The 24,753-nt window shown below is 63.9% G+C and carries 27 protein-coding genes; 6 read left to right on the forward strand and 21 right to left on the reverse strand.

Annotation, left to right across the window (positions count from 1 at the left end; all coding sequences use genetic code 11):
* Positions 1–15: 15 nt before the first annotated feature.
* The 12 genes from nuoI to GQO94_RS00940 form a co-directional block, all read right to left on the reverse strand.
* Entirely contained in the window at positions 16–501 is a 486-nt protein-coding gene (gene nuoI / locus GQO94_RS00885; RefSeq protein WP_098105228.1) for an NADH-quinone oxidoreductase subunit NuoI, read from the reverse strand.
* Positions 498–1,544 carry an NADH-quinone oxidoreductase subunit NuoH gene (gene nuoH, locus GQO94_RS00890; protein ID WP_156839259.1) on the reverse strand — a complete coding sequence of 349 codons (1,047 nt, stop codon included), beginning with the start codon at positions 1,542–1,544 and terminating at the stop codon, positions 498–500. The genes nuoI and nuoH overlap by 4 nt, the downstream gene beginning before the upstream one ends.
* Positions 1,541–3,559 carry an NADH-quinone oxidoreductase subunit NuoG gene (gene nuoG, locus GQO94_RS00895; protein ID WP_156839260.1) on the reverse strand — a complete coding sequence of 673 codons (2,019 nt, stop codon included), beginning with the start codon at positions 3,557–3,559 and terminating at the stop codon, positions 1,541–1,543. The genes nuoH and nuoG overlap by 4 nt, the downstream gene beginning before the upstream one ends.
* A complete protein-coding gene (locus tag GQO94_RS00900) occupies positions 3,559–4,170 on the reverse strand; it encodes a hypothetical protein (protein WP_156839261.1) in 612 nt (203 codons plus the stop codon). The genes nuoG and GQO94_RS00900 overlap by 1 nt, the downstream gene beginning before the upstream one ends.
* Positions 4,167–5,477: an NADH-quinone oxidoreductase subunit NuoF gene (gene nuoF / locus GQO94_RS00905; protein WP_156839262.1), complete on the reverse strand. Its 1,311-nt coding sequence runs from the start codon at positions 5,475–5,477 to the stop codon at positions 4,167–4,169. The genes GQO94_RS00900 and nuoF overlap by 4 nt, the downstream gene beginning before the upstream one ends.
* A gap of 103 nt (positions 5,478–5,580) precedes the next feature.
* Positions 5,581–5,724: a hypothetical protein gene (locus GQO94_RS00910; RefSeq protein WP_156839263.1), complete on the reverse strand. Its 144-nt coding sequence runs from the start codon at positions 5,722–5,724 to the stop codon at positions 5,581–5,583.
* On the reverse strand, positions 5,718–6,386 hold the full coding sequence (locus tag GQO94_RS00915; protein WP_156839264.1) for a complex I 24 kDa subunit family protein: 669 nt from the start codon (positions 6,384–6,386) through the stop codon (positions 5,718–5,720). Before GQO94_RS00915 ends, GQO94_RS00910 begins: the two co-directional genes overlap by 7 nt.
* The gene (locus GQO94_RS00920; protein WP_156839265.1) at positions 6,379–6,576 is read right to left on the reverse strand and encodes a hypothetical protein; all 198 of its coding nucleotides are present in this window, start codon (positions 6,574–6,576) and stop codon (positions 6,379–6,381) included. The genes GQO94_RS00915 and GQO94_RS00920 overlap by 8 nt, the downstream gene beginning before the upstream one ends.
* A 79-nt stretch (positions 6,577–6,655) precedes the next feature.
* Positions 6,656–7,867 (reverse strand): NADH-quinone oxidoreductase subunit D, encoded by a 1,212-nt coding sequence (locus tag GQO94_RS00925; RefSeq protein ID WP_156839266.1) that lies wholly within the window; start codon positions 7,865–7,867, stop codon positions 6,656–6,658.
* Positions 7,864–8,682: an NADH-quinone oxidoreductase subunit C gene (locus tag GQO94_RS00930; RefSeq protein WP_156839267.1), complete on the reverse strand. Its 819-nt coding sequence runs from the start codon at positions 8,680–8,682 to the stop codon at positions 7,864–7,866. Before GQO94_RS00930 ends, GQO94_RS00925 begins: the two co-directional genes overlap by 4 nt.
* A 2-nt stretch (positions 8,683–8,684) precedes the next feature.
* Entirely contained in the window at positions 8,685–9,242 is a 558-nt protein-coding gene (locus GQO94_RS00935; protein WP_156839268.1) for a NuoB/complex I 20 kDa subunit family protein, read from the reverse strand.
* Positions 9,239–9,613: an NADH-quinone oxidoreductase subunit A gene (locus GQO94_RS00940; protein WP_156839269.1), complete on the reverse strand. Its 375-nt coding sequence runs from the start codon at positions 9,611–9,613 to the stop codon at positions 9,239–9,241. Before GQO94_RS00940 ends, GQO94_RS00935 begins: the two co-directional genes overlap by 4 nt.
* 261 nt (positions 9,614–9,874) lie before the next feature.
* On the opposite strand from GQO94_RS00940, the gene GQO94_RS00945 reads away from it, so the two are divergent.
* Complete coding sequence (locus GQO94_RS00945; RefSeq protein WP_156839270.1) at positions 9,875–11,068, forward strand: acetyl-CoA C-acyltransferase; 1,194 nt, start codon at positions 9,875–9,877, stop codon at positions 11,066–11,068.
* A 51-nt stretch (positions 11,069–11,119) separates the two neighbouring features.
* Here GQO94_RS00945 and GQO94_RS00950 read toward each other — a convergent pair whose 3' ends face one another.
* Entirely contained in the window at positions 11,120–11,596 is a 477-nt protein-coding gene (locus tag GQO94_RS00950; RefSeq protein ID WP_198045733.1) for an SH3 domain-containing protein, read from the reverse strand.
* A 151-nt stretch (positions 11,597–11,747) separates the two neighbouring features.
* On the opposite strand from GQO94_RS00950, the gene GQO94_RS00955 reads away from it, so the two are divergent.
* A complete protein-coding gene (locus tag GQO94_RS00955) occupies positions 11,748–13,076 on the forward strand; it encodes an ammonium transporter (RefSeq protein ID WP_232332703.1) in 1,329 nt (442 codons plus the stop codon).
* Positions 13,077–13,097: 21 nt separating this feature from the next.
* Here the strand turns inward: GQO94_RS00955 and GQO94_RS00960 are convergent, their stop codons facing one another.
* The 5 genes from GQO94_RS00960 to GQO94_RS00980 form a co-directional block, all read right to left on the reverse strand.
* Positions 13,098–14,504, reverse strand: a complete 1,407-nt coding sequence (locus GQO94_RS00960; protein ID WP_156839271.1) for an NAD(P)H-dependent flavin oxidoreductase — start codon at positions 14,502–14,504, stop codon at positions 13,098–13,100.
* A gap of 55 nt (positions 14,505–14,559) precedes the next feature.
* A complete protein-coding gene (locus tag GQO94_RS00965; protein ID WP_232332704.1) occupies positions 14,560–15,213 on the reverse strand; it encodes a class I SAM-dependent methyltransferase in 654 nt (217 codons plus the stop codon).
* Between the two features lie 113 nt (positions 15,214–15,326).
* Positions 15,327–16,454 carry a peptide chain release factor 2 gene (gene prfB, locus GQO94_RS00970; RefSeq protein ID WP_156839273.1) on the reverse strand — a complete coding sequence of 376 codons (1,128 nt, stop codon included), beginning with the start codon at positions 16,452–16,454 and terminating at the stop codon, positions 15,327–15,329.
* A gap of 106 nt (positions 16,455–16,560) precedes the next feature.
* Positions 16,561–17,106, reverse strand: coding sequence for a peroxiredoxin (locus tag GQO94_RS00975; RefSeq protein WP_156839274.1), 546 nt, complete (start codon positions 17,104–17,106; stop codon positions 16,561–16,563).
* 49 nt (positions 17,107–17,155) lie between these two features.
* The gene (locus tag GQO94_RS00980; RefSeq protein WP_156839275.1) at positions 17,156–17,386 is read right to left on the reverse strand and encodes a biotin/lipoyl-containing protein; all 231 of its coding nucleotides are present in this window, start codon (positions 17,384–17,386) and stop codon (positions 17,156–17,158) included.
* Positions 17,387–17,527: 141 nt separating this feature from the next.
* Here GQO94_RS00980 and GQO94_RS00985 point away from each other — a divergent pair, with 141 nt between their 5' ends.
* A complete protein-coding gene (locus GQO94_RS00985; protein WP_156839276.1) occupies positions 17,528–18,397 on the forward strand; it encodes an HpcH/HpaI aldolase/citrate lyase family protein in 870 nt (289 codons plus the stop codon).
* A gap of 84 nt (positions 18,398–18,481) precedes the next feature.
* Here GQO94_RS00985 and GQO94_RS00990 read toward each other — a convergent pair whose 3' ends face one another.
* The gene (locus tag GQO94_RS00990; RefSeq protein ID WP_156839277.1) at positions 18,482–19,840 is read right to left on the reverse strand and encodes a M28 family peptidase; all 1,359 of its coding nucleotides are present in this window, start codon (positions 19,838–19,840) and stop codon (positions 18,482–18,484) included.
* 68 nt (positions 19,841–19,908) lie between these two features.
* Positions 19,909–20,259, reverse strand: coding sequence for a VanZ family protein (locus GQO94_RS00995; RefSeq protein WP_156839278.1), 351 nt, complete (start codon positions 20,257–20,259; stop codon positions 19,909–19,911).
* A gap of 163 nt (positions 20,260–20,422) precedes the next feature.
* On the opposite strand from GQO94_RS00995, the gene ettA reads away from it, so the two are divergent.
* Together ettA and GQO94_RS01005 are read left to right on the forward strand one after the other, a co-directional pair.
* Positions 20,423–22,096: an energy-dependent translational throttle protein EttA gene (gene ettA / locus GQO94_RS01000; RefSeq protein WP_156839279.1), complete on the forward strand. Its 1,674-nt coding sequence runs from the start codon at positions 20,423–20,425 to the stop codon at positions 22,094–22,096.
* 139 nt (positions 22,097–22,235) lie between these two features.
* Positions 22,236–23,339 (forward strand): RcnB family protein, encoded by a 1,104-nt coding sequence (locus GQO94_RS01005; RefSeq protein ID WP_156839280.1) that lies wholly within the window; start codon positions 22,236–22,238, stop codon positions 23,337–23,339.
* A 76-nt stretch (positions 23,340–23,415) separates the two neighbouring features.
* Here the strand turns inward: GQO94_RS01005 and GQO94_RS01010 are convergent, their stop codons facing one another.
* The gene (locus tag GQO94_RS01010; protein WP_156839281.1) at positions 23,416–23,976 is read right to left on the reverse strand and encodes a cytochrome b; all 561 of its coding nucleotides are present in this window, start codon (positions 23,974–23,976) and stop codon (positions 23,416–23,418) included.
* On the opposite strand from GQO94_RS01010, the gene GQO94_RS01015 reads away from it, so the two are divergent.
* The gene (locus tag GQO94_RS01015; protein ID WP_332310806.1) at positions 23,975–24,745 is read left to right on the forward strand and encodes a prolyl hydroxylase family protein; all 771 of its coding nucleotides are present in this window, start codon (positions 23,975–23,977) and stop codon (positions 24,743–24,745) included. The genes GQO94_RS01010 and GQO94_RS01015 overlap by 2 nt on opposite strands.
* The last annotated feature ends 8 nt before the right edge of the window (positions 24,746–24,753 follow it).

The raw sequence follows: 24,753 nt of genomic DNA on the forward strand, positions 1-24,753 counted from the left end.
CCCCGCGCGGGCGCCCTAGCGGTAGGGCGCGTCGGCTTCAAGGTTCGCGGCGATGGCCCGCTCCCACTTGTCCCCGTTCGCCAGCAGTTTCGCCTTGTCGTAGAGCAGTTCCTCGCGCGTTTCGGTCGCGTATTCGAAGTTCGGGCCCTCGACGATGGCATCGACCGGGCAGGCTTCCTGGCAGAAGCCGCAGTAGATGCACTTGGTCATGTCGATGTCGTAGCGCGTGGTGCGGCGCGATCCGTCGGCGCGCGGTTCGGCTTCGATCGTGATCGCCTGCGCGGGGCAGACCGCTTCGCACAGCTTGCAGGCGATGCAGCGCTCTTCGCCGTTCGGATAGCGACGCAGCGCATGCTCACCGCGAAAACGAGGCGAGAGCGGGTTCTTTTCGAACGGATAGTTGATCGTCGCCTTGGGCTTGAAGAAGTACTTCAGCGTCAGCGCGTGGGCCTTCACGAACTCGTAGAGCGTGAAGGATTTGACCAGTTGGGCAACGCTCATGCGCCGTACCTCGTAAACATCAGATAGCCCGAAACCAGCACCACGAACCCGAGGCTGACGGGAAGAAACACTTTCCAGCCAAGCCGCATCAGCTGGTCATAGCGATAGCGCGGGACGGTCGCCTTCACCCACGAGAAGACGAAGAAGAAGAAGAAGGTCTTGAGCAGGAACCAGACAATGCCGGGCACCCAGTATAGGAACTCGAGCTCGAACGGCGGCAGCCACCCGCCGAAGAACAGCGTGGTGTTGAGCGCGCACATCAGCAGCACGTTGGCGTATTCGCCCAACCAATAAAGCGCGAAGCTCATGGAGGAATATTCGGTCTGGTAACCCGCGACGAGCTCGGATTCGGCTTCGGTCAAGTCGAATGGCGCGCGCTGCGTCTCGGCCATGCCCGAGATCAGGAACATCACCCACATCGGGAAGAGCAACGGGTTGAAGGCGAACCCGTTGATGAAACCAAAGATATGGCCCTTCTGCGCGATCACGATACCGTTCATGTTGAACGTACCGGCCCACAGGACCACGCAGATCAGAATGAAGCCGATGGAGACTTCATAACTGATCATCTGCGCCGAAGCGCGCATCGCCGAAAAGAACGGGTACTTCGAGTTCGACGCCCAGCCCGCCATCACCGTGCCGTAAACACCCAGCGAACTGATCGCGAGCACGTAGAGCAGGCCGACGTTGATATTCGAGAGGATCGCGCCCGAATTGAACGGGATCACCGCCCAAGCGAGCAGCGCGACGGTGAACGTCACGATCGGGGCGATCAGGAAGATGCCCTTATTGGCCGCCGACGGAACGATGGTTTCCTGCAGGAACACCTTGAGGCCATCCGCGAACGACTGAAGCAAGCCGAAGGGGCCAACCACATTAGGCCCGCGCCGCAGTGCCATTGCCGCCCAGATCTTGCGGTCGGCATAGATGATCATCGCGACCGCCAGCATGAGCGGCAGCGCTATCAGCAGGATGCCCGCGATCGTCGCCAGCGCCCACGCCCATTCGTAGGTCATGCCCCAGGATACGAAGGTTTCGGTCACTCCGCCGCCTCCGCCATCTCCTCGCCGTGGAGGAGTTCGGCCGAGCAGCGCTGCATGACGCCGCTCGCGCGGGCGATGGGGTTCGTCATGTAGAAATCCTTGACCGGGTAGGCGATCGGACCGGAAGCGGAGCCGCCCCCGGCGGGCAGAACATGCCCGTAGTCTGCCAGGCCCTCGATGCCAAGGGCTGGAACGCTCGCGATCATCGCAGCGCGCAATTCGGCGAAGCTGTCGAAGCCGACCGAAACGCCCAGCGCATCTGCCAGCGCGCGCAGGATCGACCAATCCTCGCGGGCATCGCCCGGCGCGAACACGGCCTTGTCGGAAAACTGCACGCGACCTTCGGTGTTGACGTAAGTGCCCGCCTTCTCTGTGAATGCGGCAGCGGGAAGAATGATATCCGCCGCGTGCGCGCCCTTATCGCCGTGATGGCCGACATAGACGATCATCGAATCGGCGAACTTGGTGAAGTCCACTTCGTCCGCGCCCAGCGCCAGCAGCACTTTGGGCTTGGCCGCGATCAGGTCGGCGATGCCGCCCTTCTTCGCGAAGCCGAGCATCAGCCCGCCCATCCGGCTTGCCGCCATGTGGAGGACATTGAAGCCATTCCACTGCGTGCCGTCCTCAAGCTCGCGCACGAGGCCGATCTTTTCGCCCAGCGCCAGCGCCGCTTCGAGGCCGCCACGGCCCAGCCCCGCGCCGCCAACGATGATCGCGGGGCGCTTGGCGTCGCGGATCGTCTCGTAGACTTCGTTCGGCAGATCACCGATCACGGACAAGTCTTCGCCGAGGAACTGTCCGCCGAAGGTCGTGTCCCATTCGGGGCCGATCAGGAAGACCTTCGCACCGCGCTTGACCGCCTTACGCAGCCGCACGTTCACCAGCGGCGCTTCCCAGCGCACGTTCGACCCGACGATCAGGATCGCATCCGCCGTCTCGATACCAGCGAGCGTCGAATTGAAGCTAACCGCAGCCAAGCTGTCGGTCGCGTAATCCATTCCGGTCTGGCGGCCTTCGAGAAGATCCGATCCCAGAGCACCGAGCAGCGATTTGGCCGCGAACATCGTCTCGCAATCGAGCATGTCGCCCGCCACCGCGGCGATGGACTTGCCTGGGTTGAGCGATGCCACCGCGGCGAATGCTTCAGACCAACTGGCCGGCTGCAGCTTGCCGTCGCGGCGTATCCACGGGCGATCGAGCCGGCGGTGCGTCAGGCCATCGACCTGATAGCGCGCCTTGTCGGAGATCCACTCCTCATTGACGTCGTCGTTGATCCGCGGAAGCACGCGCAGCACTTCACGGCCTCGGCTGTCGATGCGGATGTTCGCGCCGCAGGCATCGGAAACGTCGATGCCAAGCGTCTTCTTCAGCTCCCAGGGCCGCGCCTCGTAAGCGTAGGGGCGCGAAGTCAGTGCTCCGACCGGGCACAAGTCGATGACGTTGGCGCTCATCTCGTGCTTGGCCGCATGCTCGAGATAAGTCGTGATCTGCATGTTCTCGCCACGATAGAGCGCGCCAATCTCGTCCACACCCGCAATCTCTTCGGAAAAGCGCACGCAGCGAGTGCAGTGGATGCAGCGCGTCATCACCGTCTTGATGAGCGGGCCCATGTACTTCTCGGTGACCGCGCGCTTGTTCTCGTGGTAGCGCGAGCCGCCGCGGCCGTAAGCGACCGACTGGTCCTGCAAGTCGCACTCGCCGCCCTGGTCGCAGATCGGGCAATCGAGCGGGTGATTGATGAGCAGGAACTCCATCACACCTTCGCGCGCCTTCTTGACCATCTCGGAGTCGGTGCGGATCTCCTGACCTTCAGCAGCCGGCAGCGCGCACGAGGCCTGCGGCTTGGGCGGTCCCGGCTTCACCTCGACCAGACACATCCGGCAATTGCCCGCGATCGAGAGGCGTTCGTGATAGCAGAAGCGCGGGATTTCCTTGCCGGCAAGCTCGCACGCCTGCAGCACGGTGGCGCCGTTGGGAACCTCGAGTTCCTCGCCGTCGACTTTGACTTTGGGCATCAGGCGTCCTTCATGCTCGCGACCGAACGGAACGCGGCGGTCGCCAGCATTGCTCTCATTCCGGCCGGATTGATTGAAAGCGGCTTGGTGGCTTCGGCGGCCTTGGAGCACGCAGCCATCGTCGCCGAGACCTGCCGCAGTGCGGTCGCTTCTTCGTCGCTGTCCCGCTCGGTCGCGAACAGCGCAGCGACATCATCGGGCGCCGAGCGCACGGCACAGATCGCGACTTTGTCGGTGAAAGAGAACGAACGCGGCGGAGCGGCGGCGGCAGCGCGCGCAAGCGCTGTCCGGACCCCGCCTGGTTGTTGCTCGATCAGCGCCTCGGCCAATTCACCAGCGAAAAGCAGGCCGCCCGCGCGCAGCGTGCCGCGAAACGCCGTACAATCCTTGCTTTCGCGCGACAGCATCAGAAGCGCGCGATCGTAAGTGGACGTCGTGAAGTCCATCTGCAGCACTCGGGCAGCTTCGGCGGTGTTGCGCTGGGCGATGCAAGCCGCCCAGTGTTCGAGCGCGCCCCGCGCAGCCGGCGTATTGGTCGCGCGCGCGGGCGATTCGGCCATCGCCGGCGCCGCAAGAAACAGCGCCGCAGCCAAGATGATCCGTGCGATCATTCCGCAGCCACCTTCACATTGCCGAGACGGTCTTCGATCCGACGCTCCAGCTCAGGGCGGAAGTGGCGGATGAGGCCCTGGATCGGCCAGGCCGCGGCATCGCCGAGCGCGCAGATCGTGTGGCCTTCGACTTGCTTGGTAACCTGCTGCAGCATGTCGATTTCCTCGACGTGCGCTTCGCCTTCGCGCAGCCGTTCCATCACGCGCCACATCCAACCGGTGCCTTCACGGCAGGGCGTGCACTGGCCGCAGCTTTCGTGCTTATAAAAGTACGAAAGGCGGGAAATGGCGCGGACGATGTCGGTGGACTTGTCCATGACGATCACGGCCGCAGTCCCCAGCCCCGAGCCGACAGCCTTGAGGCCGTCGAAGTCCATCGGCGCGTCCCAGATCTCGGCCGCCGGCACCAGCGGCACCGAGGAGCCGCCGGGGATCACCGCGAGCAGGTTGTCCTTGCCGCCGCGAATGCCGCCACAGTGCTTCTCGATCAGTTCCGAGAAGGGAATGCTCATCGCTTCTTCGACGACGCAAGGCTTCTCGACGTGGCCAGAGATCTGAAAGAGCTTGGTGCCCTTGTTGTTCTCGCGCCCGAAGCTGGCGAACCAGCTCGCGCCGCGGCGCATGATGGTGGGCGCGACCGCGATCGATTCGACGTTGTTGACCGTCGTCGGGCAGCCGTAGAGCCCAGCTCCAGCCGGGAACGGCGGCTTGAGGCGGGGCTGGCCTTTCTTGCCTTCGAGGCTTTCGATCATCGCGGTCTCTTCACCGCAGATGTAGGCCCCGGCGCCGCGATGCACGAAGACGTCGAAATCGTAGCCCGATCCGGCCGCGTTCTTGCCGAGCAGGCCCGCGTCGTAGGCCTCCTGCGTGGCCGCGAACAGCACTTCGGCCTCACGAATGTATTCGCCGCGAATGTAGATGTAGGCCGCGCGCGCACCCATCGCGAAGCCCGCGACTAGCGCGCCTTCGAGCAGCAGATGCGGATCGTGGCGGATGATCTCGCGATCCTTGCACGACCCCGGCTCGGATTCGTCGGCGTTGATCACCAGGAAGCTGGGCTTGGGATTGCCAAGGTGATCCTTCGGCGGCTCCTTAGGCATGAACGACCACTTCATCCCGGTCGGAAAGCCCGCGCCGCCGCGACCGCGCAGCCCGGAGTCCTTCATCTCCTGAATGATCGTGTCACGACCCTTGGCGATGATGTCCTTCGTCCCGTCCCAAGCTCCGCGCGCCTGCGCTTCCTTGAGGTGCCACGACTGATAGCCGTAGACGTTCGTGAAGATGCGGTCCTTGTCAGCGAGCATCACATCATACCCTTGGCGGTGGCAGCGAGGAACAGTAGCGGCAATACGGTCGCGCCGGAGTCGCGCTTCACCCGAACCATGTGTAATTCCCAAGCGGTCGGCGCCATCACGCCAGCCCGCCCTGCGAGACGAACCAGAGCGCCAGAACGATGATGCCAATAATGGCCGCGATCTTGATTACGCCCGTCAGCACCTTCCAAGCGATGACGGCGAGCACAAGCGCGACGAGGATGACTGCGATATTCACCATTCACCTCGGTAATCGTGGTTCTCGGTGACCATGTCCTTGAGCGTGGTCGGGCCGCCGACCGGTTCGACCGTATGGCGATCGGGATCCTGCGTGCCGGCCTTGGGCGTCTCGCCCTTCGCGAGCGCATCGAGCACCGCGTCGAGACGCTCGGGTGTCAGGTCCTCGTAATTGTCGTCGTTGATCTGCACCATCGGCGCCGACGAGCAATTGCCCATGCACTCAACCTCGGTCAGCGTCCACAAGCCATCGTCGGTCGTGTGGCCCTTGGCCATGCCGCGCTTCTTGCATGTTGCCATGATGTCGTCCGAGCCGCGGAGCATGCACGGCGTCGTGCCGCAGACCTGCACGTGATAGCGCCCGACCGGCACCAGATTGTACATCGTGTAGAAGGTCGCGACTTCGAGCACGCGGACCACCGGCATATCCAGTTCGCGCGCGACGAACTCGATTACCGGGATCGGCAACCAGCCTTGCGTGTTCGTGGCTTCGCCGACCTGGCGCTGCGCATAGTCGAGCAGCGCCATCACCGCCGAGCGCTGACGCCCTTCCGGATAACGCGCAATCGCCGCGCGAGCCTTTTCGGCCCACTGCGGATTCCACGAGAAGTTACCCCAACGCTCCCGAAGTTCGGCAGTGTCGGGTTCGAGATAGCGGTCAGCCATGTCTTCCCTTTTTCTTCAGCCAGACGTCCTGACCGAAAAGAAACATTTCGAAGCCGCCGATGGCCGTCACCAGCATCGGCAACAGTTCGGACGGTTGTGAACCCAGGTAAACCGCCCCGAAATACAAAACTGCAAGCGCCAGTCCGGTCAGCATTGCCCAGACCCTGGTCATCACAAGAACCTTAGTCATCGTTCGCGTACTCCCACCATTCCCGCCGCGCCGTTTGCATCGCCAGGTCCCACCCTGCCAAAGCGCGCTTCCTTTTCCGTTACCGATCACACTCGCCAAATACGACATCGATCGCCCCCAGGATCGCGGTCGCGTCAGGCAACATGTGCCCCTTGCACATGAAATCCATCGCTTGAAGATGCGAAAACGCCGTCGGCCGGATCTTGCAGCGATACGGCTTGTTGGTGCCGTCCGAGACGAGATACACGCCGAATTCGCCCTTGGGGCTTTCGGTCGCGACGTAGACTTCGCCCGCGGGCACGTGAAAGCCCTCGGTATAGAGCTTGAAGTGATGGATCAGCGATTCCATCGAGCTCTTCATTTCCGCGCGCTTGGGCGGAACGATCTTGCGATCGTCCGACGCGATCGGGCCCTCGGGAATTTCGGCCAGGCACTGCTTCATGATCTTCGCGGACTGACGCACTTCCTCGACGCGGACCATCATCCGGTCGTAGCAATCCGAGTTGGTGCCGACGGGGATCTCGAAATCCATGCGGTCATAGACGTCGTAAGGCTGGCTCTTGCGGATGTCCCAGGGGATACCGGCAGCCCGGATCATCGGCCCCGAAAAGCCCCAGCGCACCGCATCGTCGCGGCTGACCACGGCAATGTCGACATTGCGCTGCTTGAAGATGCGGTTGTCCACCACTAGGCTCATGGCGTCCTCGAACAGCTCGGGCAGGCGCGTGTCGAGCCAGTGCGACATGTCGGCGAGCAGCTTGAGCGGAACGTCCTGGTGCACGCCGCCGGGGCGGAACCAGGCGCTGTGCATGCGCGCGCCCGAAGCGCGTTCGAAGAAGTTGAGGCAATCCTCGCGGATTTCGAACAGCCACAGGTTTGGCGTCATCGCGCCCACGTCCATCACGTGGCTGCCGATGTTGAGCATGTGGTTACAAATGCGCGTGAGCTCCGCGAACAGCACGCGCAGATACTGCGCCCGCAACGGAACCTCGAGGTTCAGCATCTTCTCGATCGCGAGCACGTAGCTGTGCTCCATGCATAGCGGCGAGCAGTAGTCGAGCCGATCAAAGTAGGGCAGCGCCTGCAGATAGGTCTTGTGCTCGATCAGCTTTTCGGTGCCGCGATGCAGCAGACCGACGTGCGGATCGACGCGCTCGATCACTTCGCCATCGAGTTCGAGCACCATGCGCAGCACGCCGTGCGCGGCCGGGTGCTGCGGCCCGAAGTTGATCGTGTAGTTGTCGACGACCTCACCGGTCGTGGTGGGCGATTTCTCGAGCTGCATGCTCATGCTTCGCCTCCCTTCTTCGTTGCATCCTGCGGCGGCGAGCTGTCGGTCGCGTCCGGCGCGTCCTTCTCTCGCACGCTGCTGTCCTTTGCCGGAGCAGCGGCGCTGGCTTTCTCTTCCGCCTTGCTGTCGGTCGGCTCGCCCGCGCCACTGACGCCCTTCTTCCCGGTCGTCGTCGGCTCGTCGACGGGCGGAGTTGCCGGTGCGACTTTCTCGTCGCCCGGAAGCACGTAGTCCGCGCCTTCCCAGGGGCTCATGAAATCGAAGCTGCGGAAGTCCTGTGCCAGCTTCACCGGCTCGTAGACGACGCGCTTGTCCTCTTCGGAATAGCGCAGTTCCTGATAGCCGGTGAGCGGGAAGTCCTTGCGGAAGGGATGCCCCTCGAACCCGTAATCGGTGAGGATGCGCCGCAGATCCTGGTTGCCCGCGAAGACCACGCCATACATGTCGAACACTTCGCGCTCGAGCCAACCCGCAACCGGCCAGAGCCGAGTCGCGGTCGGCACCGGGGTCGCTTCGGATGCCGTCGTCTTGACGATGATCCGGTGGTTCTTGGTGAGCGAGAGCAGCATGTAGACGACTTCGAACCGCTCGGGCCGCGAGGGGTAATCGACGCCGGCGATCTCCATCAGCTGCTGGTATTCGTGCTCGTCGCGCAGCAGCCGCAGCGCGTCCTCGAGCGAATCGCGCGCGACCGACAGCACGATCTCGCCGTGCTCTTCCTTGGCTGCGACCAGCATAGTGCCGAGCGCAGTCGAAAGCGTATCGCGAACGCCGTCATGCGGCGCGTGACGCGGAGCAGAGTGCAGAACCGGCATTCTCAGCGCTCCAAGGTGCCGGCGCGGCGGATCTTGCGCTGCAGCTGCATCACGCCATAGAGCAGCGCTTCGGCAGTGGGCGGGCAGCCCGGCACGTAGATGTCGACCGGCACGATGCGATCGCAGCCGCGCACCACCGAATAGCTGTAGTGGTAGTAGCCACCGCCGTTCGCGCACGAACCCATCGAAATGACGTACTTGGGGTCCGACATCTGGTCGTAGACCTTGCGCAGCGCCGGAGCCATCTTGTTGCACAGAGTGCCCGCGACGATCATCACGTCGGACTGGCGCGGACTGGCCCGCGGCGCCGCGCCGAAGCGCTCCATGTCGTAGCGCGGCATGTTGACGTGGATCATCTCGACCGCGCAGCACGCGAGCCCGAACGTCATCCACCACAGCGAGCCGGTGCGGGCCCACTGAAACAGTTCCTCGGTCGAGGTGACGAGAAAGCCCTTGTTCGAGACTTCCTGATTGAGATCCTTGAAGAAGGCCTGATCGGGCGCAGTCACTGCGTTATCCGGGTTCATCGGCCGTCCTTCGCTGTCGACAAGAGTGCTCATTCCCAATCCAGAGCTCCCTTTTTCCAAGCATAGGCGAGGCCGATCGCCAGTTCTCCCAGGAATACCATCATCGTGATCCAGCCCGGCCATCCGGTCAGGTCGAGCGATACGGCCCAGGGAAACAGGAACGCGGCTTCGAGGTCGAAGATGATGAACAGGATCGCGACGAGATAGAACCGCACGTCGAACTGACTGCGCGGATCCTCGAAGGCGGGAAAGCCGCATTCGTATTCGGTCAATTTGTCGGCCGTGGGATTGTGCGTCCCCGTCAGGCGCGAAACGCCCATCGGCAGGAACACGAAGATCGCCGAGAGCGCGAGCGCTATCCCGAGGAATATGAGGATCGGGAGATATTCTGAGAGGTCGACCAAAATCTCTAACTCGCGTGTTTCTTCGCTTGTTTGCGCGCCCTAGTCCTGCCGGTCCGCCGGTGCAAGTCCGCCTTCCGACCCAACTTGCCCCCGGCGGGGTGGCACCCTATGTCGCCAGCAAGCCAACTGCCCCTCGCCACACGACATTCCGGGCTAATCGGAATGCCACAAAGGACCGTGGGGCGGATTGCCCGCACTGCAGTGCAGCATTATGCCAATCGCACGTGCATGTCCAACGTCCAATCGGGAAGGATCCTCAAGATGGCCCAGATTTCCGCGAACGACCCCATCGTCATACTTTCTTACGCGCGAACGCCGATGGGTGGCTTGCAAGGCGTGCTCGCCGATGTGGCAGCGACCGATCTCGGCGCGACCGTGGTGAAGGCCGCAGTCGAACGCGCCGGTGTCGAGGGAGAAGACATCGAGCGCATCTACATGGGCTGCGTGCTGCCTGCCGGCCTTGGCCAGGCCCCTGCCCGTCAGGCCGCGCTGAAGGCGGGGCTGCCCAAGTCGGTCGAAGCCACGACTGTCAACAAGGTCTGCGGCTCGGGCATGCAGACGGTCATCATGGGCGCCGAGGCGCTGGCGGCCGGATCGCTCGACTTCGTGATCGCGGGCGGCATGGAATCGATGACCAACGCGCCTTACCTGCTCAAGAAGCACCGCGGCGGCGCGCGCGCCGGGCACGACACCGCTTACGACCACATGTTCCTCGACGGTCTCGAAGATGCCTATGACGGCAGCTCGATGGGCTCCTTCGCCCAGTGCACCGCCGATGAATACCAGCTCACCCGCGACAATCAGGACGATTACGCAGTCGAATCGCTGCGCCGCGCCAACGAAGCCATCGAGAGCGGCGCGTTCAAGGACGAGATCGTCCCGGTCACGGTCAAGTCGCGCAAGGGCGAGACCGTCGTCGATACCGACGAGCAGCCGCCCAAGGGCAATCCCGACAAGATCCGCGCACTGCGCGCGGCCTTCGCCAAGGAAGGCACGATCACCGCAGCCAGCTCCAGCTCGATTTCGGACGGCGCCGCTGCCGTGGTTCTCACCCGCCAGAGCGTCGCGGAAGCCAAGGGACTCAAGCCGATCGCGACCGTGGTCGGCGTGGCTGCGCACGCGCAAGAGCCTGCCAAGTTCACCACCGCCCCCGTCGGTGCGATCACCAAGCTTGTCGACAAGATCGGCTGGAAGCTTTCGGACGTCGATCTGTTCGAAGTGAACGAGGCCTTCGCCTGTGTCGCGATGTTCGCGATGAAGGACCTCGGCATCCCGCACGACAAGGTCAACATTCACGGCGGTGCGACCGCGCTCGGCCACCCGATCGGCGCATCGGGCACCCGCATCATCGTCACGCTCATCAACGCGCTGAAGGAAAAGGGTCTGAAGAAGGGAATCGCGTCGCTGTGCATCGGCGGCGGCGAAGCCACAGCCGTGGCGATCGAACTCGTCTGACGAAAACCTGAAGCATGACCCCGGCCGGTCCAACCGGTCGGGGTTTGCGGATCAGGGTTCGCCCGGCCCCCACAAGCGGTCTTGAGGCAGGAAGCCCTCGTGGCCCTCGACCTCGAACTCGCACCAGTCCGACTCGCAATCGCCGAGCGAACCGACGACGCCCGGCTCGATCCGCCACAGCAACGGCGAGCCCATGCTCGCACGGGCGTGCATTTCCGCAACTTCGCTGCCTGTGACCAGAGCCGTACGCTCGCGCGAGAGCAGCAGGTCGCGCATCCAGCCCTTCGTCCCGTCGGGATCCTCGATCAGCCGCCAGGGCCCTTCGCGGCGAACGACTTTCACCGGCAGCAGCTTGCGCTTGTAGACCCAGTCGATCGGGTAGCGTTCGGAAGGACCGACGCGCATGTTGGCCACATCCGCCGAGATCGATGCCCAGTAAGGCACGTCGTCGTCGGCGGCATGCACGCTCGCCACGGGCAAGAACAACGCCAGCAGACCGGACAGCAAGGACACGCGCATCGTATTCATGATCGGTTCGCATATCTCGGCTGGGCCTGTGACATCAAGCGATGTCCCGCGCGGGATGGCCTGATTGCCGTGGATGACCCGGTGTGGAAACGGCTTTTCAATGGTTTGCGCCTATCGGCGGCAGATAGAGCCAACCGGAGAGGCCCGCTTCTTGCGCAACTTTCGTGACCTGACAGCCTTGGCGTGCCGCGCGAGATCCCAGCATTTGCTGCTGGGTACGATCGGCATGATCGTGCCTGGCGCGGCCCTGGCGCAGGACGGCAGCGCGGATGTGAGCAATGCCGGGGATACGGCCTGGGTGCTTGCCGCCAGCCTTATCGCCCTGTTCGCCTCGGTGCCGGGTATCGCCTTGTTTCACGCTGGCCGCAGCGCGAGCAAGAATGCCTTGTCCGTAGTGATGCAGACCGGCGCGATCGCTGCCGCGGTCTCGCTCGCCTGGATCGTGTCCGGCTACACGATCGCCTTCGGAGACGTCGGCAACGGCTGGATCGGCAGCGGCAATGCCTGGATGCTGATCACGCTCGGCAACGTGCGCGCCTTTACTGAAATTCCCGAATCGGCTTTCGCGTTCTATCAGATCGTTCTGGCTATGCTGGCCTCGGCCATCCTCGCCGGCGCCTGGGCCGATCGGGCCCGGTTCGGGTTCGCGGTCGTCGCCGCGACGTTCTGGAGCCTGACGGGGCTGGCCCCCGTCAGCCACTGGGTTCGGGGCAGTGGATGGATCTATCAGGCGGTGGGCACGGTCGATTACGCCGGCGGGCTCTCGGTCCTCTTCCCAACGGGGGTTTCGGCGCTCGTCTTCGCGGCCATCCTGGGCAAACCACGAGCCGAGCCCACTACAGCCATGCTGCCCTTCAGTTCCGCGCTCACCCTGCTCGGCGCGCTCATCGTGTGGACCGGGATGCTCGCGCTCGCAGGCGCGGCCGCCTTCATCGCCAACGACGATGCCGCTGCCGCGCTCATCTGCGCGCACGCCGCAGCTTGCGCCGGGGGGCTCGGCGCGCTGCTGGCCGATCGCCTGTCAGGTTCCAAGCCTTCGGCCAGCGGGTTCGCGCGAGGCGTAGTGTGTGGTCTGGCGGCCTCGTTCGCGGGCGCGCCCTATCTCTCGCCCGGCGCGGCGATCCTGATCGGCCTGCTGGCTGCGCTTGCCGGCCGGGGAGCAGCGGGTCTGCTGCGGCGGCGCCTGGCGATTCACGACACCCTCGACGTCTTCGCCATCTTCGCCGTTCCGGCCGCGACCGGCGCCCTGCTCGCTGCGATTTTCCAAAGCGAATCGCTGGGCGGCGTTGGCTACGACGAAGGCATGAACATGATTGCGCAACTCGTCGCGCAAGTGATCGCGCTTGGTGTCATCACCGCCTGGGCGACGGTCGTGACCGCGATCGTCGCCGTCGCGACCTCGCTGTTCTTCCAGATGCGAGTCGGCGAGGAAGCCGAAGCCAGTGGCCTCGACGTCGCCAGCCATGGCGAGCACGCCTGAAGTCGTGCGGCCGGGGGGACGTCAGTCCCCGGTGAGGATCCTGTCCACCAGTTCCTTCACGGTCGGCGTGAATCCGTTCGAATAGAACGGATCCTGCTTGAACTTGTAGGCCGCGTGGCCGGCGAACATCAGGTTCTGGTCGATGTCCTCGCCATGAGCGATGTCCTGCAGCGTCTTCTGGATGCAGAAGCTGCGCGGATCAGCCAGGCGCCCGGTCGTATAGTCGTCGTGGTCCTTCCACGACGAGAAGCCGCAGTGGGACAGACAGCCCATGCAATCGGCCTGATCCTTGCGGATCATGTCGCGTTCGTCGGGCGTGACGAAAACGATCGTGTCGTCGGGCGTGCGCAGCCCTTCCGAGAAGCCTTCGGCAGCCCAGCACCTGGCGCGCTGGAGATCCTTTTCGGTCACCCAGAAATTCTTGCCGCGCACACCAACGTCGAGCCTGACGGTGTGTTCACCCGCATCGACTTTCGAATAGGGGATCTGGCGATCCGAGCGCGCCTCGAGCGAACGCAGGAACGGATTTCGCACGGCGGAGGAATAAAATCCGGTCGGCGAGAAGCGATGCAAAAGAATGTCACCGGGCTCGAGCTCGCGCAGGGCATCCTTCCACCCTTGCGGAATCGGGCTTTCGTGCGTGAGCAGCGGGCGTGTTCCGAACTGAAAAGCGATCGAGCCCAGTTCCGGATTGTCGATCCATTCGTCCCAGTCGCGCAAATACCAGACGCCGCCCGCCATGATGATCGGCACGCTATCGGAGATGCCTTCCTTGCGCATGACGTCCCGCAGCGCCTGAACCCTGGGGTAGGGATCTTCCGGCTTCAGCGGGTCCTCGGCATTGGACAAGCCGTTGTGACCACCCGCAAGCCAGGGGTCCTCGTAAACGACGGCCGCCAGCAGGTCCGGGACTTTGTGATAGGCCCGCTTCCACAAGGCGCGGAACGCGCGGCCCGAGCTCACGATCGGGAGATAATTGACGTTGAAGCGCGCCGCGATCTCGCTCAGCCGATAAGGCATGCCCGCGCCGCAGGTCACACCCGTGACGAGGCCGGGGGTCTGCTCGAGCACGCCTTCGAGCACGGCCTGCGCACCGCCCATTTCCCACAGCACGTTGATATTGATCGCGCCTTGGCCACCGGAAATCTCATGCGCCCGGCGCACCTGTTCCACCGCGCCGTCGATGGCGTAGCGGACGAGCTGCTCGTGACGTTCCTTGCGGGTCAATTGCTCATAGACCTGCGGCACGATCTTGCCTTCGGCATCGTAGCTATCGGCGTTGACCGCGCTGACGGTACCGATGCCGCCGGCAGCCGCCCATGCCCCGGAACTCGCGTGGTTGGTTGCGGAAACGCCCTTGCCGCCCTCGATCAGCGGCCAGACTTCGCGGCCGCCATATGTGATCGGACTGAGACCCTTAAAACCCATTTCACCTTTGTCTTTCATCCGGCGAGGCGTTGGAGCGCAATGTTTGCTCCCCCGCTCAGCCGGCTTCTTCACGTGTTTCTTCAGCCAGCCGACACGGCCTTATCGCATTCGGTGCCGGCCGCGGGCCGACTGCCTCGAACTGCGCGAAATAGCCTTGCAGTTCCGGCTTACGTTCAAACGCTGTCAAACGAAAGCCCACTGCCGCGAATTCGCAGAAAAGCAGATGCGGAGGAATGCCGTGCGCATCGGTGGCACGGTCGATATCGACCACGATCACGCGCCCGCCTTTCCGCAAGGCTGGGCGCATATGCCACAGGAACGCGTAGGGTTCGGCGACCTCATGATACATGTGGACAAGAAAGACGCGATCGAAGCTGTCGGCCGGAAGCTGCGGATCGTCGGGCTCGCCGTGCTTGATCGAGACGTTGTCGAGCCGCTCGCGTTCGACTCTCAATCCCAGATCGCGCACCGCATCGCCGTCGATGTCCTGCGCGAGCACCCTGCCCTTCCTGCCGACGCGCTGCGCTAGCCGAACCGTGTAATAGCCCTCGCCCGCGCCGATATCGGCCACCGTCATGCCCGGTTCGATCCGCGCCAGATCCATGACGACTTGCGCTTCGTTGACGCTGTCGCGCTGATCCTCGGTCGAAAAGCGGTTGGCGCCCAGTCCCGATACCGGGCGATCGGCGCTGGGGAAATTCTCCCCCACCTGGCCCCCGCCCCGACACGCGCAGAGCGCAACAAGCAAGGCGCTGCCGCCGATGAGGAGCGCGAGCTGGCGAACCTTTGCGTGTCGCCGACGCGCATCGGATCGGATCAGGATCAGTCGATGTCCTCCACTTCGACCGCTTCGCCCGTCACGCGCTGCGAGAGCGCTGCGGCCATGAACGGATCGAGCGCACCATCGAGAACGTCGCTCGGCGTCGGCGAGACGACGCCGGTGCGTAAGTCCTTCACCTGCTGATAGGGCTGCAGCACGTAAGAGCGGATCTGGTGGCCCCAGCCTATGTCGGACTTGCTCGCGTGCTCGGCGCTCGCGGCTTCCTCGCGCTTGCGCATCTCTTCCTCGAACATGCGCGCCTTGAGCATGTTCATCGCGATTTCGCGGTTCTTATGCTGCGAACGATCGATCTGGCTGGCGGCGACGATCCCTGATGGAATGTGCGTGATTCGCACCGCCGAATCGGTCGTGTTGACGTGCTGTCCGCCCGCGCCCGAAGCGCGATAGGTGTCGATCTTCAAGTCGGCCGGATTGATGTCGATCTCGAAGGTATCGTCGATCACCGGATAGACCCAGACGCTCGAAAAGCTGGTGTGGCGCCGCGCCGAGCTGTCGTAGGGGCTGATGCGCACCAGCCGGTGCACGCCGCTTTCTGTCTTGGCATAGCCATAGGCGTTCTCGCCCTTGATCAGCAGCGTAGCGCTCTTGATCCCGGCGGCCTCGCCCGCGTGGTAATCGACCAGTTCGACCTTGTAGCCGCGCCGTTCGGCCCAGCGCGTATACATGCGCTGCAGCATTTCGGCCCAGTCCTGACTCTCGGTCCCGCCGGCCCCGGCGTGGATTTCGAGGTAGGTATCGTAGCCGTCGGCATCGCCCGCGAGCAGTGCCTGCACTTTGTCCTCGTCCGCGCGATCCGCGAGCGCGGCGAGCGTCGCGAGCCCTTCGTCGACCGTCGCGTCGTCACCTTCGGCTTCCCCGAGTTCCACGAACTCGACCGCATCGGCCATTTCCTGCGAAATTTCCTTCACTGCGCCGATCGAGCTTTCCAGCCGGCGCCGCTCGCGCATGACCGCCTGGGCATCCTTCGGATTGTCCCACAGCGTCGGGTCCTCGACGCGCGCGTTGAGTTCGTCGAGGCGCCGCAGCGCCCGGTCCCAGTCGAGAAACTTGCGCACCAGAGCCAACGCAGCCTCGATACGTTCGATATGGGCCTGCCCTTCGGCACGCATGAAATCAGTACTCCTGTCCCAAAGACGGGCGGGATTAGCGGCAATGTGGGGAGAGGAAAAGGGCTCTTCCAGATCGGCAGCGGAAAGCCCGCTCAGAAGGCGCCAGCTATTTGCCGGACTTGAGCGCCTTGACTGCGGCCAGCGTCAGCTTGACGTGATCGCGATAGTCGAGCTCGGAATGGACGAACGTGATCTTCCCGTTGGGCGCGATGACATAGCTGGTCCGATCGGTCACCCCTGCAGGCTTTCCCTCGCGGCTGAGTGCCACATCGTAGGCCTTGATCGTCGCCGGCGTCGCGGTTGCGACGGCAAACTTGTCGCGGCATTCTTCGCTGGAGAACTTGCGCAGCGTCGGCACGTCGTCAGCCGACATACCGACCACGCTCGCTCCATACTTGGCGAAATCGTCCGTGGCTTCGGCGAAAGCATGGGCCTCGAGCGTGCAGCCCTGCGTGAAGGCCTTGGGGTAGAAATACAGAACGACCGGTCCCTTGCGCAAAGCACTGCGCAGATTGAACGTCACCTCCTTACCCGCTTTTGCCCCCGTGGTGACGATCTGGGGGGCTTTCGCGCCCACCGGCAGGGCCGCCTGGGCCACGGCGGGAAGCATGAGCGCGCTGGCGAAAGCGATCGATTTCGTGAACATTTTCATTCCCGCATTGTGGACCCCGGCCCCGGCTCTGTCCAGCCGCCTCTCGGGGCTACTCGATGTACCCGAGCACCGTGCCGACGTCGTATGTTTCGCCAGTCTGCGCGGTGATTTTCAACGTACCGGTAGCCGGCGCTACGACTTCGTCGGTCGACCTGTCCGCCTCTAGCGAAAACAGCGGCTGGCCTTCGGTGACCTGTTCACCGTCCCTTGCGAACCATTCGGCGACCTGCCCTTTGTGCATGGAAAAGCCGATCTTCGGGAGCAGGATTTCTACAGCCATGGTTCTTCCTTGTTCTCGAGTCGTCCAATATGGCCGGGCTTGCCACCGCGAACTTTGAAATCATCCTCGACACGATTGGTTCCGCAAAACGTGTGCTAGAGAAGGCTGGGAAACGGGCTCGCCTTTCGCTAGCAGGCGCGAATGACCATCCCCGACAGACCACGGCGCAGCGCGCTCTTCCTGCCCGCCTCCAATGCGAAGGCCATGGCCAAAGCTCGCACGTTGCCATGCGACGTCGTGATCCTCGATCTGGAAGATGCCGTGGCGCCGGACGCCAAAGTCGAGGCGCGCGAAGCGGCCGTCGCCGCGGTGGCGGAAGGCTTCGGCGATCGCGAAGTGGTGATCCGGGCGAACGGCCTCGACTCACCGTGGGGCGAGGCGGACTTGCTCGCGATCGCCTCGTCCAAAGCGGACGCCGTCCTCGTTCCCAAGGTCAACGGTCCGGACGATATCGCGGCCTACGAGAAGATCCTGTGCGCGGCCCCGGCGGAACTGCAATTGTGGACGATGATCGAGACTTGCGCGTCGGTCGCGCGGCTCCCGGAAATCGCGGCCTGCGCCGAAGGCGGCCGCCTCTCGCTGTGGGTGATGGGCACCAACGATCTCGCCAAGGAGATGCGCGCGCAACTGACACCGTGCCGAACGCCGTTCCTGCCGTTCCTCTCGATGGCGGTTGCCGCCGCCCGCGCGGCGGGAATCGCCATTCTCGACGGGGTCTGCAACGAATTTCGCGAACTGGACGTGTTCCGCGCCGAGGCCGAGCAAGGGCTGATGTTCGGCTTCGACGGCAAGAGCCTGATCCACCCCGCCCAGATCGACCCGTGCAATGCCGTGTTCTCGCCATCCGAGGCCGACCTCGCCTGGGCCAACGCGGTGATCGAAGCGTTCGCGCTGCCCGAAAACCAGGGCAAAGGCGCGATCCGCGTCGAAGGAAAGATGGCGGAACTGCTGCACCTGGAGCAGGCAAAGCGGCTGGTCGCAGTGGCAGAGCGTATCAGCACGAAGGCTTAGGGTGGCATCGGCGAAGTGCCGCGGAAGTCTACCATCGCTCTCTAGCTCGCGGGCATAACCCGGCCCCGCCCAATGCTGGATGCCCTACTCTTCGGTCGCGCCTTCGATCGGTGCGATCGTCCCCGGTTCGTTGGCGACCACCTTCAGCACCGCAGCCCAAGCATCGACGTTTTGCTGGAGCGCGGCAGGATCCACCTTGTCGAGCGTGTCGTCAGGCGTATGGTGTAAGTCGAAATACTGCGTCCCGTCCTGGCCGAGATCGACCAGCGCCAGCTTCTGCGCCTTGACCGTATCGCTGATGTCGGCGCCGCCGTGCGCCGGGCCCGATTGCGGCACGATGCCCATCGGCCAGACCGCAGCCTTGATCCTGTCGCCAAGCGCCTTGTTCGCATCGGCCAGCTTCAGGCGCAGTGCCCAGACGCGGTCGGCGCCGAAATCGCTTTCCATTGCCAGGGCATGGCGATCCCCGGCATGGGCGTTGGCGTAGGCATTGCCGCCCGACGTTTGTGAGCCCATCTCCTCGTTACCGGCCCACAGCAGCCGCACCGTGCGCAGCAACCGACCATCTTTGCTGGCCTGCAAGGCAGCGGCGGTGATGATCGCGCAGCCCGAGGCATCGTCGATCGCGCCGGTTCCCAGATCCCAGGAATCGAGATGGCAGGCAAGCAGGATCATCGGCAACGAAGGATCACGTCCGGGCAGATCGGCGATCACGTTGCCCGATGGAGCGTCGGGGTTGGGCCGGCCGGTCAGCGTCATGGCGATCCGCATCGGCTGCCCGCGCCGAGCGATGCGCGCGATCAGGTCGGCGTCGGGGTTGGAGACCGCGCCCGAGGGAATCGGCTTCGCACCGTCGCTGAAACTGGTCGCACCGGTATGCGGGTTGCGATGGAAGTCGGTTCCGACCGAGCGGATCACGACCCCCGCCGCGCCTTTGCGCGAGGCAATTGCCGGCCCTGCCCGCCGCACATCGCCGTAGATGCCGTAACCGCTGCCGTCCTGCGTCGGCTGCATCGCGTGATCGACGAAGGCGATCTTGCCTGCGAGCGAGCCCTCTGCCGCAGCGCGCAAGGCCGCCAGCGTCGGGAAATAGACCAGCTCGCCTTTCAGACCGCCCGCCGGGGTCGGGACCGAGCGTCCCAACGCCGTTATCGCCAGCGGCTGCGGATAAGGCGCGAGCAGTCGCGCCTCCTCCTCGCCGCGCGTCCAGGCCTCGGTGCGGAAAGGTTCGATTGCGACGTTCGCGAAGTTCAGCGCTTCCAGTTTCGCCTTCGCCCAGTCGCGGGCCCTCGCCTCGGCTTCGCTGCCGGCCAGGCGCGGGCCGATCTCCGTTGTCAGGCCTTCTACGATATCCCAGGCGACGCCGTCGCCTTCGATCGGAGCGGCCTGGGCGCTGCCGGCCGCGGAGGCCAGCAGCAGGGCGGGTATCAATGTGCGGATCATGGCCGCTGTCGTATCGCCTGCCGGCGACCTTGCCAACGGCGACTTGGCCAATAAGGACTGGGTGGCGCTCATGATAGCTTCGTCACCAGCCGACGCGCCAGAGTGCCGACGATCGTTCCCGCGACGGTCGCGACGATGTCGGCGACGAGATCGAGCCAGTCGCCGTCGCGGCCGAGGTGCATGGTCAGTTGCAGGATCTCGATCCCGGCACCCAGTACGGTGAGCAGCGCAATCAGGCGCAGTGCCGACAAGCGCGGCCAGAGCATCTTTGCCCCCGCCGCCAGCGCGAAGAAGGCGGCCATATGGTTCAGCTTGTCCCAATGGAATCCATTGGTCGGCGGGTGGGGCGAAAGCGCTTCGTACAGTATGAAAGCGAGCGCCAGCGCATAGCCCAGGCGGAGAATCGGAACGTGTCGCATCGTGCCCCTATCGCACCGCGGCGCGGCCATGAGAATGCCGCATTGCAACATGTCGGCGCCAATCCGTCGCGCAGGCCCCTTCGCCCTGCCTTGCGCGCCCGTGCGTGGCTCTGTAGAGACCCGGCCAACTCCCGTATTCACGGTTTATTCCAGAGGATTTCCGATGGCCGCCCAGTACGCCTTCGTCATGAAGGACATGACCAAGACCTTCCCCGGTGCGCAAAAGCCGGTGCTCTCCAACATCAGCCTGCAGTTCTATCAGGGCGCCAAGATCGGCATCGTTGGCCCGAACGGTGCGGGTAAGTCGACGCTGATCAAGATCATGGCCGGGATCGACACCGATTTCACTGGTGAGGCCTGGGCGGGCGAAAACATCACCGTCGGCTATCTCGAGCAGGAACCCGAGCTCGATCCGAGCAAGACCGTGCTGGAGAACGTCAAGGACGGCGCGCGCGAGACCGCCGACATGGTCGAGCGCTTCAACGCGATCGGCATGGAAATGGCCGAGGAAGACGCCGACTTCGACGCGCTGGGTGCCGAGATGGCCGAACTGCAGGACAAGATCGACGCGGTCGATGGCTGGACGCTCGACAACCAGCTCGAGATCGCGATGGAAGCGCTGCGCTGCCCGCCGGGCGACTGGCCGGTGACGGAGCTTTCGGGCGGTGAAAAGCGCCGCGTCGCGCTCACCCGTCTGCTGATCCAGAAGCCCTCGATCCTGCTGCTCGACGAACCGACCAACCACCTCGACGCCGAAAGCGTGGAATGGCTGGAAAACCACCTGAAGGAATATGCGGGTGCGGTGCTCATGATCACCCACGATCGCTACTTCCTCGACCACGTCGTTGACTGGATCCTCGAACTCGATCGCGGCAAGTATTTCCCGTACGAAGGCAACTACTCCACCTATCTGGAGAAGAAGGCCAAGCGCATGGAGCAGGAGGACCGCGAGGAATCCGGTCGCCAGAAGGCGCTCAAGGACGAGCTGGAATGGATGCGGCAGACGCCTGCCGCGCGCCAGACCAAGTCCAAGGCGCGTATCCGCAAGTTCGAGCAGCTTCAGGAAGCGCAGGCCGGGCGCAAGCCGGGCAAGGCGCAGATCGTCATCCAGGTGCCCGAGCGCCTCGGCGGCAAGGTGATCGAGGCCAAGTCCATCACCAAGGCCTATGGCGACAAACTGCTGTTCGAGGATCTGTCGTTCATCCTCCCGCCAGGCGGAATCGTCGGCGTGATCGGGCCCAACGGCGCGGGCAAGTCCACGCTTTTCAAGATCCTGACGGGCAAGGAGACGCCGGATTCGGGCGAAGTCGATATCGGCTCGACCGTCCATCTCGGCTTCGTCGATCAGAGCCGCGATCACCTCGATGCCTCGAAAAACGTTTGGGAAGAGATTTCCGATGGGCTCGACTACATGAAGGTCAACGGCCACGACATGTCGACCCGTGCCTATGTCGGCGCGTTCAACTTCAAGGGCGCGGACCAGCAGAAGAATGTCGGGAAGCTCTCGGGCGGTGAGCGCAACCGCGTGCACATGGCCAAGATGCTCAAGCTGGGCGGCAACGTCCTGCTGCTCGACGAACCGACCAACGACCTCGACGTCGAGACCTTGGGCGCGCTCGAGGAAGCCATCGAGAACTTCGCGGGTTGCGCCGTGGTCATCAGCCACGATCGCTTCTTCCTCGATCGTCTCGCCACGCACATCCTCGCCTTCGAAGGCGACAGCCATGTCGAATGGTTCGAAGGCAACTTCGAAGCGTACGAGGAGGACAAGCGTCGGCGTCTCGGCGATGCCGCCGATCGTCCCACGCGCCTGGCTTACAAGAAGCTCACGCGCTAAGCATTAAGGTAAACGTCTATAAACCTGAACAGCCCTCGCTTACTCGGTTCACCTTTCCGACAGTGCCATTCGTCTAAACCCATTCATGAGCCGCTCTCGCCGTGCGGCCTCTGGTTGGAGAGCGAAAGGGTTCTGGTTCATGGGTAAGTTTGAAAAGGGCAAGCGACTGCTGCGCGGCACTGGCTGGACGGCGATGGCCGCGGCCATCGCAATGATGGCGCTTCCAGCCGAGGCGGCCGAGGGCCAGCGCGACTGGCGAGCTGGCAGCCGCGACGGCGGAGCAATGAACGCACGGCAGGTCGAACGGCGCGCGCAGCGGATCGAACCGCCGTCGCAGCGGGTCGACATGCGGGCCCAGCGCATCGAACGTAGCGGCGAGCAGCGCGCTCAGCAGATCGACAACCGCAGCGAGCGCCGCGCGAACCGCGTCGAGCGGCAAGGCGATCGCGCGGCGGACTATGCAGCACGGCGAGGCGACAACGCAGCGGCGCGCCGGATAGACCGGTCGAGCGAACGGGCGGCACAACGCATCGAGAACCGCGGTGATCGCCGCGCCGATCGCGTCGAGAACCGTTGGGATCGGCGTGCCGATACCGTGCGCGATCGCGAATACAATCGTGGCGATCGGGCGCGGGACTGGCAGCGTAACCGCACTTACGGCGACCGCACCAATGCCCAGACCAACGACGGCCGCACCGCCGACTGGCGCAATGGCCGTGACAACAACTGGCGCAACGGTCGTGACAACAATTGGCGCAACGGTCGTGACAACAATTGGCGTAATGGTCGCGACAACAATTGGCGTAATGGTCGCGACAACGACTGGCGCAATGGTCGTGACAACAACTGGCGCAACGGTCGCGACAACAACTGGCGGGACGGCGATCGTCGCTGGTCGCAGAATCGCGATTACCGCCGCGATCGCAATTACCGGAACTGGAGCCGCGATTGGCGGCGCAACAACCGGTACGACTGGCAGCGCTATCGTTCGAGCAACCGCGCGCACTATCGCATCGGCCGCTACTATGCGCCCTACCGCAACTACTCGTACCGCAGGGTCAGCATCGGCTTCTCGCTGGGCTCGCTGTTCTACGGCAACCGCTACTGGATCAACGATCCCTGGTCGTACCGCCTGCCGGACGTCTACGGCCCCTATCGCTGGGTCCGCTATTACGACGACGTCCTTCTGGTGGATACCTACACCGGCGAAGTGGTCGACGTGATCTACGACTTCTTCTTCTAAACGGTTTTCGGCACGCAGTGCCGGACAGGAGCCTTCCGCACCCCTTGGCGGAAGGCTCCTTGCGTTTGGCCGGAGCTTAGAGCCCGCGCCGCTGGCGCAAGAGGGGAATCATCCGGGCGAGCGTCCCGTCGTGATCCAAGAACTGATGCTTGAGCGCGCCAAGCACATGCAGGCCGATGAGGACCAGGAACGCCGTCCCGAAAATCTCGTGGACCTCGTGAAACGTGCCGCCGGTGGCCTTGTCCGCACCGACCGGGAGTGCCGGCATGTCGAATAGTCCGAACACACTGACCGGCTTGCCACCGGTCGAGACCATCGCCCAACCGGTGAGCGGCATTCCGATCATCAGGAAATAGAACAACGAGTGGACCGAACGGGCGAGCACGGCTTCCCATGGCGCGAGGCTCGCGGGAAGCGGCGGCGGGCGATGCGCTATTCGCCATAAGATGCGCAGGACCGAGAGGATGAGGATGGTGATGCCGAAGGCCTTGTGATTGGCCATGATCTGCATCTTTTCCGCTTTCGGCATGCCGTCGGCCACCCACACGGCGACGAAGTTCAGCGCGATCAGCAGAGCGATGACCCAGTGAAGTGCAATGGCGACCCTGGTGTAGGTCTGGTTCTCGGGAATACGCATGGCCCTCTGGATGGATCTGCGACGCAGAGAAGGCAAGCGGGTTTACGAAGCCGTCTCGCGCGGCATAGTGGTGATCCGAATTCACCCCGCATTGAACGAGACGATGAAGCAGGAATTCCCCGACCGAAAGGCTCTCGCCGCGCTAGGCCAGAAAGTGCGCGAGCGCCTGGCGCGCGATCCCTCGGTTTATCGCCTGCCGGTCGAGGATGCGGAGATTTTCGCGGTCGGCGATTTTCTCGACGCCGATGAATGCGATGTGCTGGTTCGCCTGATCGACGATGTCGCTCGCCCCTCGACGCTCTACAAGGGCACCGAGATCGAGGCCTACCGGACGAGCTACTCGGGCGACGTGCCGCAGACGGAACCGCAGATCCGCATCGTCGAGCGGCGCCTTTCGGATCTGCTCGGCATCGACCTCGGATGGGGCGAGACGGTGCAGGGCCAACGCTATGCGCCCGGCCAGGAATACCGCGGCCACTGCGACTGGTTCGACGTCCACGCCGACTACTGGAAAGGCGAAAGCCGGAACGGCGGGCAGCGCAGCTGGACGGCGATGGCCTACCTCAACAATGTCGAGGAAGGCGGCGAGACCGAATTCACACAGCTCGGCTTCGCGATCCCGCCGCAGCGCGGATCGCTGGTGTTCTGGAACAATGCCCTGCCCGACGGGCGAACCAACCCCGCCACGCTACACGCCGCCAAGCCCGTGGTGCGGGGCGTGAAGTACGTCATCACCAAGTGGTTTCGCACCAGGCCCTGGCTGGGCTGAGCGGCACT

The organism is Novosphingobium aquimarinum, assembly GCF_009746585.1.
Classification (GTDB): domain Bacteria; phylum Pseudomonadota; class Alphaproteobacteria; order Sphingomonadales; family Sphingomonadaceae; genus Novosphingobium; species Novosphingobium aquimarinum.

Bases quoted from the DNA above. Each gene is read 5' to 3' on its own strand.
- GQO94_RS00990 (WP_156839277.1), bottom strand. From the start codon at position 19,840: ATGATCCGCACATTGATACCCGCCCTGCTGCTGGCCTCCGCGGCCGGC.
- GQO94_RS00920 (WP_156839265.1), bottom strand. From the start codon at position 6,576: ATGACTAAGGTTCTTGTGATGACCAGGGTCTGGGCAATGCTGACCGGA.
- GQO94_RS00910 (WP_156839263.1), bottom strand. From the start codon at position 5,724: ATGGTGAATATCGCAGTCATCCTCGTCGCGCTTGTGCTCGCCGTCATC.
- GQO94_RS00915 (WP_156839264.1), bottom strand. From the start codon at position 6,386: ATGGCTGACCGCTATCTCGAACCCGACACTGCCGAACTTCGGGAGCGT.
- GQO94_RS00935 (WP_156839268.1), bottom strand. From the start codon at position 9,242: ATGAGCACTCTTGTCGACAGCGAAGGACGGCCGATGAACCCGGATAAC.
- GQO94_RS00930 (WP_156839267.1), bottom strand. From the start codon at position 8,682: ATGCCGGTTCTGCACTCTGCTCCGCGTCACGCGCCGCATGACGGCGTT.
- prfB (WP_156839273.1), bottom strand. From the start codon at position 16,454: ATGCGTGCCGAAGGGCAGGCCCATATCGAACGTATCGAGGCTGCGTTG.
- GQO94_RS00925 (WP_156839266.1), bottom strand. From the start codon at position 7,867: ATGAGCATGCAGCTCGAGAAATCGCCCACCACGACCGGTGAGGTCGTC.
- GQO94_RS01015 (WP_332310806.1), top strand. From the start codon at position 23,975: ATGGCCCTCTGGATGGATCTGCGACGCAGAGAAGGCAAGCGGGTTTAC.
- nuoG (WP_156839260.1), bottom strand. From the start codon at position 3,559: ATGCCCAAAGTCAAAGTCGACGGCGAGGAACTCGAGGTTCCCAACGGC.
- GQO94_RS00950 (WP_198045733.1), bottom strand. From the start codon at position 11,596: ATGAATACGATGCGCGTGTCCTTGCTGTCCGGTCTGCTGGCGTTGTTC.
- GQO94_RS01010 (WP_156839281.1), bottom strand. From the start codon at position 23,976: ATGCGTATTCCCGAGAACCAGACCTACACCAGGGTCGCCATTGCACTT.
- GQO94_RS00960 (WP_156839271.1), bottom strand. From the start codon at position 14,504: ATGGGTTTTAAGGGTCTCAGTCCGATCACATATGGCGGCCGCGAAGTC.
- GQO94_RS00945 (WP_156839270.1), top strand. From the start codon at position 9,875: ATGGCCCAGATTTCCGCGAACGACCCCATCGTCATACTTTCTTACGCG.
- ettA (WP_156839279.1), top strand. From the start codon at position 20,423: ATGGCCGCCCAGTACGCCTTCGTCATGAAGGACATGACCAAGACCTTC.
- GQO94_RS00900 (WP_156839261.1), bottom strand. From the start codon at position 4,170: ATGATCGCACGGATCATCTTGGCTGCGGCGCTGTTTCTTGCGGCGCCG.
- GQO94_RS00985 (WP_156839276.1), top strand. From the start codon at position 17,528: ATGACCATCCCCGACAGACCACGGCGCAGCGCGCTCTTCCTGCCCGCC.
- GQO94_RS01005 (WP_156839280.1), top strand. From the start codon at position 22,236: ATGGGTAAGTTTGAAAAGGGCAAGCGACTGCTGCGCGGCACTGGCTGG.
- nuoI (WP_098105228.1), bottom strand. From the start codon at position 501: ATGAGCGTTGCCCAACTGGTCAAATCCTTCACGCTCTACGAGTTCGTG.
- GQO94_RS00975 (WP_156839274.1), bottom strand. From the start codon at position 17,106: ATGAAAATGTTCACGAAATCGATCGCTTTCGCCAGCGCGCTCATGCTT.
- GQO94_RS00980 (WP_156839275.1), bottom strand. From the start codon at position 17,386: ATGGCTGTAGAAATCCTGCTCCCGAAGATCGGCTTTTCCATGCACAAA.
- GQO94_RS00995 (WP_156839278.1), bottom strand. From the start codon at position 20,259: ATGCGACACGTTCCGATTCTCCGCCTGGGCTATGCGCTGGCGCTCGCT.